We start from the raw sequence: 12871 nt of genomic DNA, 5'->3' as shown, positions 1-12871 counted from the left end.
TCAGCGGTGCTGGGGCATCGCCGAGAACGGGGGAACGGTGTTCACGCATCGGCCCGCCGCGTCGAGGATCCGTCCGCTGTGCTTGATGACGCGCAGGGTGATGGCGCGGTCGTCGACTGTCATGCGGGGCAGGCGGGCGGTGAGCCGCTCCTCGAAGCGCACCACGTCCGACGTCGTACGCAACCATGCCTCCAGATACAGGTTCTGCGGCCCGGCGGTGAGAAAGGCGACCCGGACCTCGGGGATGGCGGCCAGTTCCTTGTTCGTCTCGGCCAGTGAGTCCATCGGCACCCGCGCCCAGAAGCAAGCGGTGACCGGCCAGCCCGACAGCGTCCGCGCCATGTCGCAGCGCAGTGTCAACTGACCGCTGCCCAGCAGCGCGTTCATCCGCCGGCGGGCGGTGGCGAGGCTGGTGCCGATCTCCGCGGCGAGTTCGGCCAGGCCCAACCTGCCGTCCCTGGCCAGCGCGCCGGCCAGGGCATGGTCCACTTCTCGCAGCACGAGGGGCGGCGCCGGTCGCGGGCGCGCCGCCTCGCTGAGGCGAGTCACCGCGGCGGGCTCCAGGTTGCGCAGCCGCCAGCGGCTGCTGGCCCGTGCGTCACCGACCATCAGGTAGCTGCCCATGCGCGCCACGCCAGGTAGCCGACCGGGTCGTTCCAGCAGGTAGTGCGAGAGTTCCTCCAGGTTCCGCGCCACGACCAACGCGACCAGGTCCCGGCGACCACTCATCAGCTTGATGCCGTAGGCCTGTGGATCCGCCGACAGGGTCTCGGCGACCTCGACGACGCGTCCCGGATGGCAGTTGATCTCCAGGATCGCCCCGCACTCCTGCGTGAACCCGTTCGTGAGGAAGCCGGTCACCCAGGCATGGTTGGCGGACCGCATCCGGCGCCAGCGCCGTGACGCCGTGGCCGGGTCGACCTGCAGGACCTCGCCGACGAGTGACCACGGGGCTCGGGGGTGGATCTGCAGGGCGTTGACGATCGCCAGGTCGAGTTCGTCGGGCAGCTCGGCCATGTCACATCCCTGCATGTCTATGTTGCACGGAATCCGGCATTCAGCCGACCGTGGTGAAAAAATCCGGCGATTTCGCTGAGTGCGGTGAATGCCGTACCGAGACTACCGGCCTAAGGGCTCCACGCCACCGGCGCGAACTCACTCCCTGGAGACAGCCAATGACCTGGGCTCCGGCCTGCGACACCTCCCTGCGGTTCGAAGGCGCCGTGCTGATCGACGGCTCCGGCGCCCCGCCCGTTCCGAACGCCACGGTCATCGCCGATGAGGGCGGCCGGATCCGCTACGCCGGCTCGGCCGCCGAGGCGCCGGCCACCTCCGAGGCGGTCGTGATCGACGTGACCGGGCATACCCTGCTGCCAGGGTTCTTCGACTGTCATGTCCACATGGCCATGACTCCCGGCCGTCGGCCGGCCGAGGGGCTCGGCGCCGACCCGGTGGTGGACGTCATCGCCACCGCCGGTCGGCTGCGCGAGACCCTGCACGCGGGGGTCACCACGGTCCGCGATCTGGGCGGCACCCCCGCCGGATTCCGTACGGCCATCGAGCAAGGCCTCATCGAAGGACCTCGCCTGCAGGTCGCCGTCAAGGTCATCGGGCATACCGGCGGCCACGCGGACTGCTCGCTGTCCAGCGGGATCAACGCCGCTCCCTGGCTCACCGAGCTCGCCGACACCCCTGATGAAGTACGCGTGGCCGCTCGCCGGATGTTCCGGGACGGTGCCGATGTGATCAAGGTGTGCGCCACCGGGGGCATGGGCAGCCCACACGACGATCCCGATGACGAGGGGCTGACCATAGAGGAGATGCGGGCGGCGGTCACCGAGGGACGCCGCCACCGTGGCCGCAAGGTCGCCGCCCACGCGCAGGGAGCCGCCGGAATCCGCAACGCTCTGCTCAGCGGAGTCGCCAGCGTCGAGCACGCCTACGGCATCACCGATGAGCTGTGCGACCTCGCTCGTCAGCAGGACGCGTTCCTGGTGCCGACCCTGGCGACCGCGTTCCGGCCGCTCGATCCGGTCGGCATGCCCGAATACCACTTTCGCAAGAAGTCCCGCTGGGCGGGCGTGACCAAGGAGAACATCGCCCGCGCCATCTCCCATGGCGTCAAGATCGCCGTAGGCACCGACGCGGGAGTGACACCCCATGGGTTCAACCTGCGGGAACTGTCCTACCTCGTCGAACTCGGCATGGAGCCGATGGCGGCCATCGTCGCCGGCACCCGCACCTCGGCGGAGTTGCTCGGCCTCGCCGACACCCTCGGCACCGTCGAGGCAGGCAAGATCGCCGATCTCGTCGTCGTGGCCGGCGACCCACTCGCCGACATCTCCCTCCTCGGCAGTCCGCGGAGCGTCGTCCTGGTCGCTCAGGCCGGAGTCATCCGTAAGAACCTGCTGCTACACCCGCTGACTACCGGAAAGGAACAGCTATGAAGATCAGCCGAACTCGCATCGCCATCAACCCCCTGCAGTGGGTGGCCAGTCCTGATGGCTGGATCGACCCTTCGCTCGCGCCGTCGTTGGACGCGCAGCTCAGGACGATCCGTGAGGCCGGACTCATGGCCGTGCACAGCTCCGTACCCGCCGGTGTGACGGTAGAGGACTACGCGAAGTCGCTCGCCGATCACGGGCTGAGTGCCGCGCCGGGGTACCTCCCGGTTCGGCTCAGCGACGACGCGACCGAGAAGGCGCAGGCACTGGAGAGCGCCGCCCGCGCAGCCGAGCAACACGCGGTGCTGGGCGTGCCGACGATGTTCCTGGCCATGGGCATGGCCAAGGACGCGCCACGCGTGGCCCGGCCGGCGGTCGGTCACCTGGCCGACCAAGACCGTCTGGAACGGGTGCGGGACCTGCTGGCCGAGGTGGCCGGCGTCATCGGGGCCGGCGGGATCACTCCGGCCTTTCACCCGCACGTGGGCACCTGGGCCGAGACGGAGGAGGAGACCCGGTTCGTCTTGGACACCGTGGACGCGTCGGTGCTCGCCTTCGGCCCGGACATGGGCCACCTGGCCTGGGCCGGCGCGGATGCCGCACAGCTCGTCCGCGACTACGCCGACCGGGTGGCGAGCGTCCACATCAAGGACCTCCGGCTGACGCTCGCCGAACGGGCCAGGAGCGAGGGCTGGGACTACCGCCGGACCGTCCTGGCCGGCCTGTGGTCCGAACCGGGCCATGGCGACGCGGATGTCGACGGTTTCCTGCGGGCGCTGCCGGAGGACTTCGACGGCTGGCTGATCATCGAGGTCGACCGCGGCGCCCAGGCGACGCCGGAGGACAGCGTCCGGTTGTGCGGAGCATGGGCGGCCGCGCACACGTAAAGGTTCCTGCGGCCGGAGCACGAGGAGCAATGATGAGCGGCCCGGTCGTGCACATCGTCGATGACGACCACGACCTGAGACAGTCGCTGGCCTTTCTCTTTGAGAGCGTCGGCATCCAAGCGCTCACGTACCCCGACGCCGTGACGTTCCTCGCCGAGTACGACCCGGCCGAGCCGGCCGTGCTGATCGTCGACGTCCGGATGCCTGGCGTGAGTGGGTTCGAGCTGCAGGAGCGGCTGCTCGGGCTCGACTATCCCGCCCCGATCATCTTCTGCTCCGCTCACGGTGACATCTCGATGTCGGTACGGGCGCTGAGACGGGGGGCGGTCAACTTCCTGGAGAAGCCGTACAAGCCGCAGCAGATGCTCGAAGTCGTTCAGGAGCAGTCGCGGGAAGCCGGGCGGCGCTTCAGCGAGCACGCTCACCGGCAGACCGTCCGTGAACGGGTCGAGTCGCTCACCGCGCGGGAGCTCGAGGTGCTCAGGCTTGTCGTCGACGGCCTGCCCAGCCGGCTCATCGCCCGCCAGCTCGGCACCAGCGTGAAGACCGTCGATGTGCACCGCGCCCGGATCAAGGCCAAGACCGGCGCCGAGAGCCTGGGGGCGCTGGTGCGTGATGTGCTCCAGAACCGGATCGAGCCGTGACGGCCCGGTGGCCGGACGCTTGTCACGAGGACACGACCGGTCAGGCGCTGAGCGCGTGGAAGCGGCGCTGGAAGTAGACCAGGGCGCCGCCGTCCACACGTGCGGTGACCGCGTCGATCTCGACGAAGGCCACCGTGTGCGAGCCCTGCGTACGCCTGGTGACGATGCGTCCGACGATCGAGGCGAGCGCGTCGCGCAGGACGGGTACACCATGGGTGTCGAAGTCCCAGGAGCCCGCGCCGAAGCGCTCGGCGGTCGGCACGTTCGTCGCGCCGGCGAAGTGCATCGCCAGCTCTTCCTGGTCGGTGCCGAGGACATTGACGCAGACGCGCCCGTTGGCGAGGACGATGTCGTGCGAGCTGCTGGACCGGTTGACGCAGACCAGCATGGTGGGCGGGGTGTCGGTGACGGAGCACGCCGCGCTCACCGTCACGCCCGCTCGGCCGTGCTGGCCGTCGGTGGTGACGACGTTGACGGCGGCGGACAGGTTCGCCATCGCGGTACGGAAACCGCGCTGGGCCTCGGTCTGGTCGTCCACGGCTGCCTCCTGATGGTGAGCGGGTGCTTCCGAAGCTAGGCCGCGGCCCTTGGGCGCCGATAGTGAGACTTCATCCGCACCGGCTGAAGGTTTCCCCTACTCGCCGATGGGTCGCTCCGGTTGCGCGAGCGGCAGTGTGAACCCGAACCGCGACCCGCCCCCGTCCCGTTTCGCCGCCCAGATCGTGCCGTGCTGACGGGTGATGATCCGGTAGCTGAGCGCCAGGCCGATTCCGCTGCCGTGTTCCTTGGAGGTGAACGACTCCGCGAACGGGTCGCGCGGCAGGCCCCGGCCCCGGTCGTCCACGGTGAAGGTGCCGTCAGCGGACGTGGCGATGACGATCGACTTCGCCGCGGACGGTGACTGCGCCATCTCGTCGACGGCGTTGAAGGCGAGGTTGAGCACCACCTGGCCGGTCAGCACCCGTTCGCAGCGCACCAGCACCGGCTCGGGACAGAGCCGGACCTGGACCTCGACGCCGAGCGGAGCCGCTCGCAGCCGCACGAAATAGCGGCATTCTTCGACGATGTCGTTGAGGTCGGCCACCTGTTCCACCTGCTCCAGATGGCCGACGAAGGCACGCACCGAGCTCACGATCGCGGAGGCACGGTCGATCTGGTCGACCGCACCGGTGATGCCGTGGGTCAGCCACTCGCGCTGCTCCAACCGGTCGGCCCGGTGGCGCACCCCGGCCAGGAAGTTGGCGGCGGCGGCCAGCGGCTGGCCGAGCTCGTGGGCGATCGCCATGGCCATGTCGCCCATGGCGTTGTAGCGGGCCAGGTGGTTCTCCCGGTGCAGCTCGCGGGTGCGGCGGACGTGATCCTGGACCCGGTCGGAGACGTCGTGCAGGATCATCAGCAGGGCGTCGCTGTCTTCCTCACGTAGCCGTTCCAGCGACCCTTCCAGCCACACCCGCTCGCCATGGGGGTGGCACACCTCCAGCTGGACCGACGTGACCGGGGTGGCGCGAGTGAGGACGTCCTGCCAGCTCGCCTCGCGGCCGTCGAGCCGCGGCCGGGCGAACGCGGTCAGCGGCCGCATCGGCTCGTCCGCCTGCTCGTTCACCGGTGCGCCGATCGCGCTGAGCGCGGTGTCGGTCGCGAAACGGATCATCCCCGTCGCGTCCAGCATCAGCGCGAGGGTGGAGGTGTAGTGGGCCAGCGCGTCGACGTACGACGTGGTGAGCCGCAGCTCGCGCTCGACCCGCTGCTCGCGCTCGATGTCGCGGAACTGCACCATGACCGCCGGCCCCTGCGCGAGCTCGACCCGCACCGCGAGGGCGTCTGTCGGGATGACCCGCCCGGACTTGGAGCGGTAGTGCCATTCGATCCGGCTCGCGCCCTTGTCCACGGCGTCCTGCAGCCAGTCCCGGCCGATGATCCGGTCGTACTGCTGTGCCGAGCTGCTCATGTGGTTGGCCTTGAGCGGCCGGATCTCGTTCAGCGTGAATTCCAGCAGTTCGCAGGCGGCCGGGTTGGCCCACAGGATGTTCTTGGTCGCCGCGTCGTGAACGAGCACGCACATCCGGGAGGCGTTCATCATCGCCACGAAGTCGTCGGCGACGAGCTCGGGAGCCCGCGGATCTACTGGCATCACCCCAGCGTAGGTCCCGGGCCGGAGAACGGGTGTTAAAGAAATCCCCTACGCCGGCCCGAGGAAATGACGACTGACGGATCGGTGGCGCTCTTCTTACGCTGGAGCACATACCGAACCTCATGAGGAGCTGTGATGGCGCAGAGTCAGGGGACCGAGGCCGAACGCGCGGCGCGAAACAGTGCCGCCGCGTTCGACGAGATGCTCGCCGAGCTGGCCGAGCGTCGACAGGAGTTCCGCGAGCAGCGCTACGTCTCCAAGGACTTCGTCCACCGGCTCAAGGGGCTTGGCCTGTACCGTTCCGCCACGCCGGAGCGGTTCGGCGGGCAGACGATGCCGCCCGCGGAGTTCCTCAAGAAGATCGAGCGGATCTCGGCCGTCGACGGCTCCACCGGCTGGGTCGCGAGCTTCGGCTCCCAGCTGGTCTATCTGGGCTCGCTGCCGCTGGAGACCCAGGCCAAGCTGTACGCCGACGGCCCTGACGTCGTCTTCGCCGGGGCGCTGTTCCCGATCCAGCAGGCCACCCCCACCGAACGCGGCTTCCTGGTCAACGGCCGATGGAAGTTCGCCAGCGGCTGCATGGCCGCCGACATCATCTGTGTCGGCATCCCCGGCGACGACTCGACCTCCGGCAAGCCCCGTGGGGCTCTGGTGAATCCGGCGGATCTGGAGATCGTGCGGGACTGGGACGTCGTCGGCATGCGGGGCACCGGCTCCTTCGATCTGCTCGCCGACAATGTCGAGGTCGATCGCGAGTGGACCTTCATCCGCGGTGGGGAGCCGGTGGTGGACGAGCCGCTCTACCGCTACCCCGCGATCACGTACGCCGCCCAGTCGCTCTCCGTCGTCTCCGCCGGCGTCGCCCGGGCCGCCCTCGACTTCGCCAAGGAGGTCGGCAGCGGCCGGGGCAGCATCACCGGCGCCCCGAAACTCGCCGACCGCGCCTACTACCGCGCCGGCATCGCCGAGTCCGAGGCCGTGCTCCGCTCCGCGCGCGCCTACTTCTACGAGGCCGCCGACGAGGCCTGGCAGACGCTCGTCGCCGGCGGCCTGGTCAGCGACGAACAGAACGCGCATCTGCGACTGTCCGCCGCCTACCTCGCCCGGACCTCCTCGGAGGTGGTCCACAAGGTCGTCTCCCTCTCCGGCACCGCCGCGATCTACCGCGATCACCCGCTGCAGGCCCTGCTCGGCGACGCGCTGGTGCCGCAGGAGCACGCCTTCCTCAGCCCGGCGATGTACGACGCCGCGGGCGCCGTCTTCATGGGCCGGCCACCAACCGTCCCCGCCTTCCGCTGAGCGACGGAGACACATCGAAATACGCGTCTAGCGTCGTTCGAGCGTGAGCAGCGGCTCAGAGAACACCGGCGCCGGCGCTCCGGGATCCGCGGCGACAGCCTGCTCCAGGCGGCGGAAGCCGGCCTCCAGTTCGTCGGGACTCAGCTGAGCGAAGAACGAAAGGGTGCGCAGGCGCAGCCGTTCGAGCATGTCAGCGCGAGTACCGGAGGACGGCTCGGTAACCGTGCCGAAGCCGGCAACGCGCCAGCCTTCCGAGGTGAACATCGCGATGGCCTCGTGCAGCGGCTGAAACAGCGAGGCGTCCACCTCGTAGCCGTGGGGGAAGTGCGCCAGCCACCACGGCCTGGGATGGTGGTCGCTGAAATTCGCGCGCAGTAGCAGCCGCCCGCCGGGCCTGAGCACCCTGGCCAGCTCCCGCACCGCCCGCGGCTTGTCCTGGACGTGGTGCCAGGACAGGAACATGAGAGCGTAGTCGGCGCTGCCGGACGGCACCGGCATGTCCTCGGCGGAGCCTGCCAGATACCGCACACCGGGATGCGGGGACTGCGCCTGAGCTGTCTCACGCATACGGACCGACGGCTCGACCCCGGTGACCGGCCCGAACGCTCGCGCCAGCGCGGGGGTGAACCTGCCGGTCCCTGAACCGACGTCCAGCCCCGCCAGCGGACGCCGCTCGGGCAGCACCGCTCCGAAGGCACTGATCCACGTCTGCAACTGCTGCTCGGCAAGCGCACGGCCACGCGCGTAGTCCTGGTACTGCTCCGTGTCGTAATCGATCCGCCTCATCGCACCTCCCGCGTCCAGTCGGGCTGGGCAAACTAACGGCCCGATATATCGGCTTGATACATCGTCACGATATGCAGCGTCGTGTCATGCCGCAAGGCGGGCATTGCGGTCACGTGTCCCCGGGTTCCTGAGTGGAGTGACGCACGTCACGTCGCGTCATGTCACGTCTCAGCGATCAGCGGTGTCCTGAGGGCATGACCGAACACAACACATCCCACAAGGTCGTGGTCATCGGCGGCGGTTACGCCGGAACGCTCGCGGCCAACCGTCTGCGGATGCGCGACGACGTCGACATCACTCTGGTCAATCCGCGCCCGGAGTTCGTCGAACGCATCCGGCTGCACCAGTTCGTGGCCCGTACCGGCGACGCCACGATCGCCTACGGTACGCTCCTCGGCCAAGGCATCCAGCTGGTCGTCGACAGCGTCACACGCATCGACACCGCCGCCCGCACCGTGCGGTTGGCGTCGGGCCGCGCCCTGGACTACGACTACGTCATCTACGCGGTCGGCAGCATCGCGGCGACACCGTCATCGGTGCCCGGCGCGGTCGAATTCGCTCTGCCCATCGCTGAATTCGAGTCCGCGCAGCAGCTGCGCGCCAGACTGGAGGAGTTGCCCCTTGACGCTCCGGTCACCGTGGTCGGCGGCGGATTGACCGGCATCGAGACGGCCGCCGAACTGGCCGAACAAGGACGCGCGGTCACACTGGTGTGCGGCCGGACCCTGGCGCCCTACATGAGTGCGTCGGGGCGCCGATACATCGCCAAGTGGCTGAACCGGCACGGTGTCGCCGTACTCGAGGCCGGTGTGGTGACCGAGGTACGGCAGGATGAGGTCGTCCTTGCCGACGGTGCGGTGCGTCCGAGCGCGCTGACCATCTGGACGGCCGGTTTCGGCGTGCCGGGGCTGGCGGCGGCGAGCGGGCTGCGCACCGACGCGCTCGGCCGGCTGCTCGCCGACGAGACGCTGACCAGCGTCGACGACGACCGCATCGTCGCGGCCGGCGACGCCGCCGCACCATCGGGCCAGGCGCTGCGGATGAGCGGCTACGCCGCCGGGCCGCTCGGGGCACAGGCCGCCGACACCGTGCTGAGCCGCATCGCGGGAACCGAACCGGCGGTGATCAACCTGGCCTTCACGGGGGCGTGCGTCAGCCTCGGCCGGCACGCGGGCATCCGGCAGCTCGCCCGCAAGGACGACACCACGGTGAACGTCTACATCGGCGGCCGCATGGGCGCGGCGATCAAGGAGGTGACCTGCAAGTTCGTGGTGTCGAAGAGGATTCGCGGTGAGGCCCGCAAGCCGGGTTCCATGGGCTGGCCCAGGGGCGGCCCGCGTCCCGAGCAGTCGGCCTCCGCCGCGCGGGTGGTCACCTCCCCGTGAGCACCGACGAGCATGCCGAGCGGTTCACCCTGTTGCGGCCGCTGCTGTTCACGATCGTCTACGAGATACTCGGCTCGGTAACCGAGACCGACGACGTACTGCAGGACAGCTACCTGCGGTGGGCCGATGTGGACCTCGCGACCGTACGGGACACCAAGTCGTATCTGGCACAGCTGGTGACCCGTCAGGCGCTCAACGCCTTGCGGGCGGGCGCGCGGCGGCGCGAGGACTACGTCGGTTCGTGGCTGCCCGAGCCGCTGCTGCTCGCCGAAAGCGATGCCTCGGCCGATGTGCTGCTCGCCGAGTCAGTGTCGATGGCGATGCTCGTGCTGCTCGAAACACTCACCCCCGACGAGCGTGCGGTGTTCGTGCTGCGTGAGGTGTTCGGCTTCGGCTACCACGACATCGCCACAGCGGTGGGCAAATCCGTGGCGACGGTGCGCCAGGTGGCGCACCGTGCCCGCGAGCACGTACAGGCGCGGCGCAAGCGCTTCGAGCCCGTCGACGCCCCGACGACCGCGCGGATCACCGAGCAGTTCATGACCGCGGCGGCCAGCGGTGACCTGGAAGGGCTGCTCTCGCTGCTCGCGCCGGACGTCACCTGGACCGCCGACAGCGGCGGCAGGGCCACTGCGGCACGCCGGCCGGTGATGGGCGCGGAGAAGGTGGCCGCGGTCCTCATGAGCTTGTTCCGCCTGGGGCGGCTGGATGACCTGCGGATCGAAATGGTCAACTGCAACAGCGCGCCCGCGATAGTGCTCAGCGGCGAGCGCCTGGAAGGCGTCTTCCTGATCGAGATCGCCGATGGGCAGATCACCAACTTCTATGCCATCCGCAACCCGGACAAACTTCTCGCGGTGTCGGTTCCGCGTCAGATCAGCCGGTAGGGGGAACGATGACCAAGGAGTCGACCATGACCGACACCCAGGTAGTGATCGCTGGTGCGGGGCCGACGGGGTTGATGCTCGCGTGCGAGCTGCGGCTCGCCGGGGTCGATGTGCTCGTGCTCGAGCGTCTCCCGGAGCCTCGAACGGTGGAATCACGGGCCGGTGGTCTGCACATCCGCACGATGGAGACGCTCGATCAGCGGGGCTTGCTCGACCGGTTTCTCGAGCGCGGACGCCCGAGGCAGGAGGTGCACTTCTCCGGACTCGGTCTCGACCTATCCGATATGGCGACGCGATATCCGTACGCTCTGCTCATCTTGCAGGCCGAGGTGGAACGGCTGCTGGAGGAGCGCGCGGCGCAGTTGGGGGTACGGCTGCGCCGCGACGCCGAGGTGAGGGGGTTCACCCAGGATGAAACGGGTGTCATGGTGGAGCTCGCGGACGGGTCGCGCGTCCGGGCGGACTACCTCGTCGGCTGCGACGGCGGCCGCAGCATCGTGCGTGGGCTCGCCGGCATCGAGTTCCCCGGCACCCCGGCCACGATGACCGCGAGGCTCGGCGACGTCGAGCTCGCCGAGCCGCCCGCGGCCGACATCTTCCAGGAGCGGCGCGAGCACGGCAGGTTCTCGGTGCTGTCGTACGGCTCGGACTGGTACCGGGTGCTGACCAACGAGTTCGATCACGTCGCCGACCGGGACGAACCGATGACCCTGGAGACCCTCCGCAAGTCCTTGCTCAAGATCGCCGGGACGGATTACGGGATGCACTCACCGCGCTGGCTCTCCCGGCACGGCGACGCGGCGCGTCAGGCCGACCGTTACCGCGTGGGCCGGGTTCTCCTCGCCGGCGACGCCGCGCACATCCACTTCCCAGCGGGCGGTCAGGGCCTGAACACCGGCGTGCAGGACGCGGTCAACCTCGGCTGGAAGCTCGCCGCCGTCGTCCGCGGCCAGAGTCCGGACCTGCTGCTCGACACCTACCAGGCCGAACGCCACCCGGTCGCCGCCCGCGTCCTGCAGAACACCCGCGCCCAGACCGCCCTCTGGCGGGTGGACGATCACACCTCCGCTCTGCGCGAGGTGCTGGACGATCTCATCGGCATCGACGAGGTACGGCTGCGCCTGGCCGGCATGATCACGGCGACCGACATCAGGTACCCGATGGAGGGGACGGATGACCTCCTCGGCCGGCGGATTCCGGATCTCGACATCGGACACGGCCGCATCTACGAGCTGCTGCACCGCGCCCCTGCGGTTCTGCTGGATCTTGGTGGTCTTCCGCCGCTCGACGCCGTCGTGACCGGCTGGTCGGACCGGGTCGATCTCGTCCGCGCCCGTCCTGCCGAGGGCTCCGATCTCGGCGCGGACGCGGTACTCATCCGTCCCGACGGACATGTCGCCTGGGTCACCCGCGCCGGAGAGCGGCCAGACCTGGACGCTCTCCGGACCGCCCTCACGACGTGGCTCGGCCCGGCCGGTCTTCACGGCGCGCACGTACGCCCGCGCAGCTGATGGATGTGTTCGCGATCGGTGCGCCGTCCTCCCGAGCGGAATCCGCCCGTGACCGAGCTTGACCGACGTGATCGGCGGCGGCGCCCGTATCGAGTTCGCCAGTACCTTACGTCTTGCGCGCGAGGACGAGCCGGCACTTCGGGCTGCCGTCCTCGCGTCGGCCCAGGGCGGTCAAGGGGGCCGTCGTCACGGTGAATCCGGCTGCTGCCAGGTCGTCCCGGACCGCGTGCAGCGGGCAGGTGCCGTAGTACATGACGAAGGGGGGACGCCACACGGCATTCCGCACCCGCATGGCCAGGTCGAATCCGCGCAGCGTCCAGTACTGGCCCGACGTGATGGGCGGTGGCGCGCCGATGGGGAAGGCGAAGAGCCCGTTCGGCCGTAGTGCGCGATACACCCCGGCGAAGAGCGAGGACCGTTCGGCGGGCAGGAAGTGTCCGAGCGCGCCGAAGCTGACCGCGAGGTCGAAGGCCTCGGCGAAGGGCAGGGCTAGAACGTCGGCCTGTGCCCACTCGGCGTCCGGGTACGCTCGGCGCGCCTGCGCGAGCATGCCGGTGCTGAAGTCGACGCCCGTGATCCGTCCTTGGCACAGGGGTTCGAGGGTCCGCATGCCCGCTCCGGTGCCGCAGCACACGTCCAGTCCCCGCTCGAACGGCCCGAGCGGCCGCAGGGCGTCGGTGGTCGCGTCAAGAACGCTGTCGGGGGTGCGAAACGGCGTGTGGTCGAACTTCGGGGCGAGCAGGTCGTAGCCGCGCTCGACCGAGGACAGCGCCTGGACCACCAGCTCACGCAGCGACGGGCCTTGAGGCGAGAACATCAGTCAAGGGTACTTTCTCCGGTGCCGCCTCGAGATCCGGCGCGTGCCTAAGAAATCTACATTGTAAAGGCGGGCCTGGA

General features: G+C 69.4%; 12 protein-coding genes. 7 read left to right on the top strand and 5 right to left on the bottom strand.

Annotated features, from left to right (window positions below):
* Window positions 1-1017, bottom strand: a complete 1017-nt coding sequence (locus AB0B91_RS32760) for an Lrp/AsnC family transcriptional regulator (RefSeq protein WP_358327685.1) — start codon at window positions 1015-1017, stop codon at window positions 1-3.
* 158 nt (window positions 1018-1175) lie between these two features.
* On the opposite strand from AB0B91_RS32760, the gene AB0B91_RS32755 reads away from it, so the two are divergent.
* The 3 genes from AB0B91_RS32755 to AB0B91_RS32745 are packed head-to-tail and all read left to right on the top strand — an operon-like array spanning window position 1176 to window position 3975.
* Window positions 1176-2447 (top strand): amidohydrolase family protein, encoded by a 1272-nt coding sequence (locus AB0B91_RS32755; RefSeq protein ID WP_358327683.1) that lies wholly within the window; start codon window positions 1176-1178, stop codon window positions 2445-2447.
* Entirely contained in the window at window positions 2444-3331 is an 888-nt protein-coding gene (locus tag AB0B91_RS32750; RefSeq protein WP_358327681.1) for a sugar phosphate isomerase/epimerase, read from the top strand. Before AB0B91_RS32755 ends, AB0B91_RS32750 begins: the two co-directional genes overlap by 4 nt.
* 32 nt (window positions 3332-3363) lie before the next feature.
* Window positions 3364-3975 (top strand): response regulator, encoded by a 612-nt coding sequence (locus tag AB0B91_RS32745; protein WP_358327679.1) that lies wholly within the window; start codon window positions 3364-3366, stop codon window positions 3973-3975.
* 40 nt (window positions 3976-4015) lie between these two features.
* Here AB0B91_RS32745 and AB0B91_RS32740 read toward each other — a convergent pair whose 3' ends face one another.
* Window positions 4016-4513, bottom strand: coding sequence for a flavin reductase (locus tag AB0B91_RS32740; protein WP_358327678.1), 498 nt, complete (start codon window positions 4511-4513; stop codon window positions 4016-4018).
* Window positions 4514-4609: 96 nt separating this feature from the next.
* A complete protein-coding gene (locus AB0B91_RS32735) occupies window positions 4610-6106 on the bottom strand; it encodes an ATP-binding protein (RefSeq protein WP_358327676.1) in 1497 nt (498 codons plus the stop codon).
* Window positions 6107-6241: 135 nt separating this feature from the next.
* Here AB0B91_RS32735 and AB0B91_RS32730 point away from each other — a divergent pair, with 135 nt between their 5' ends.
* Window positions 6242-7405 (top strand): acyl-CoA dehydrogenase family protein, encoded by a 1164-nt coding sequence (locus AB0B91_RS32730; RefSeq protein WP_358327674.1) that lies wholly within the window; start codon window positions 6242-6244, stop codon window positions 7403-7405.
* A 27-nt stretch (window positions 7406-7432) separates the two neighbouring features.
* Here AB0B91_RS32730 and AB0B91_RS32725 read toward each other — a convergent pair whose 3' ends face one another.
* Window positions 7433-8191, bottom strand: a complete 759-nt coding sequence (locus AB0B91_RS32725; RefSeq protein ID WP_358327672.1) for a class I SAM-dependent methyltransferase — start codon at window positions 8189-8191, stop codon at window positions 7433-7435.
* 194 nt (window positions 8192-8385) lie between these two features.
* On the opposite strand from AB0B91_RS32725, the gene AB0B91_RS32720 reads away from it, so the two are divergent.
* From AB0B91_RS32720 to AB0B91_RS32710, 3 genes are read left to right on the top strand one after another with little or no spacing between them, the layout of a single operon-like run.
* Window positions 8386-9576: an FAD-dependent oxidoreductase gene (locus AB0B91_RS32720; protein ID WP_358327670.1), complete on the top strand. Its 1191-nt coding sequence runs from the start codon at window positions 8386-8388 to the stop codon at window positions 9574-9576.
* A complete protein-coding gene (gene sigJ, locus AB0B91_RS32715; protein ID WP_358327668.1) occupies window positions 9573-10463 on the top strand; it encodes an RNA polymerase sigma factor SigJ in 891 nt (296 codons plus the stop codon). The genes AB0B91_RS32720 and sigJ overlap by 4 nt, the downstream gene beginning before the upstream one ends.
* A 26-nt stretch (window positions 10464-10489) precedes the next feature.
* Entirely contained in the window at window positions 10490-11974 is a 1485-nt protein-coding gene (locus AB0B91_RS32710; RefSeq protein WP_358327666.1) for an FAD-dependent monooxygenase, read from the top strand.
* A 106-nt stretch (window positions 11975-12080) separates the two neighbouring features.
* Here the strand turns inward: AB0B91_RS32710 and AB0B91_RS32705 are convergent, their stop codons facing one another.
* On the bottom strand, window positions 12081-12791 hold the full coding sequence (locus AB0B91_RS32705; protein ID WP_358327664.1) for a methyltransferase domain-containing protein: 711 nt from the start codon (window positions 12789-12791) through the stop codon (window positions 12081-12083).
* Between the last annotated feature and the right edge of the window lie 80 nt (window positions 12792-12871).

The sequence above is a fragment of the Nonomuraea sp. NPDC049141 genome, assembly GCF_040648415.1.
In the GTDB taxonomy this organism is placed as follows: Bacteria; Actinomycetota; Actinomycetes; order Streptosporangiales; family Streptosporangiaceae; genus Nonomuraea.
The sequence above is the reverse complement of the archived record's forward strand: the minus strand, read 5'-3'. Positions and strand labels throughout refer to the sequence as shown.

What these genes read in the sequence shown, in the direction of transcription:
- AB0B91_RS32760 (WP_358327685.1), bottom strand. Translation starts at nt 1,017, where the DNA reads ATGGCCGAGCTGCCCGACGAACTCGACCTGGCGATCGTCAACGCCCTG.
- AB0B91_RS32755 (WP_358327683.1), top strand. Translation starts at nt 1,176, where the DNA reads ATGACCTGGGCTCCGGCCTGCGACACCTCCCTGCGGTTCGAAGGCGCC.
- AB0B91_RS32750 (WP_358327681.1), top strand. Translation starts at nt 2,444, where the DNA reads ATGAAGATCAGCCGAACTCGCATCGCCATCAACCCCCTGCAGTGGGTG.
- AB0B91_RS32745 (WP_358327679.1), top strand. Translation starts at nt 3,364, where the DNA reads ATGAGCGGCCCGGTCGTGCACATCGTCGATGACGACCACGACCTGAGA.
- AB0B91_RS32735 (WP_358327676.1), bottom strand. Translation starts at nt 6,106, where the DNA reads ATGCCAGTAGATCCGCGGGCTCCCGAGCTCGTCGCCGACGACTTCGTG.
- AB0B91_RS32730 (WP_358327674.1), top strand. Translation starts at nt 6,242, where the DNA reads ATGGCGCAGAGTCAGGGGACCGAGGCCGAACGCGCGGCGCGAAACAGT.
- AB0B91_RS32725 (WP_358327672.1), bottom strand. Translation starts at nt 8,191, where the DNA reads ATGAGGCGGATCGATTACGACACGGAGCAGTACCAGGACTACGCGCGT.
- AB0B91_RS32720 (WP_358327670.1), top strand. Translation starts at nt 8,386, where the DNA reads ATGACCGAACACAACACATCCCACAAGGTCGTGGTCATCGGCGGCGGT.
- AB0B91_RS32710 (WP_358327666.1), top strand. Translation starts at nt 10,490, where the DNA reads ATGACCGACACCCAGGTAGTGATCGCTGGTGCGGGGCCGACGGGGTTG.
- AB0B91_RS32705 (WP_358327664.1), bottom strand. Translation starts at nt 12,791, where the DNA reads ATGTTCTCGCCTCAAGGCCCGTCGCTGCGTGAGCTGGTGGTCCAGGCG.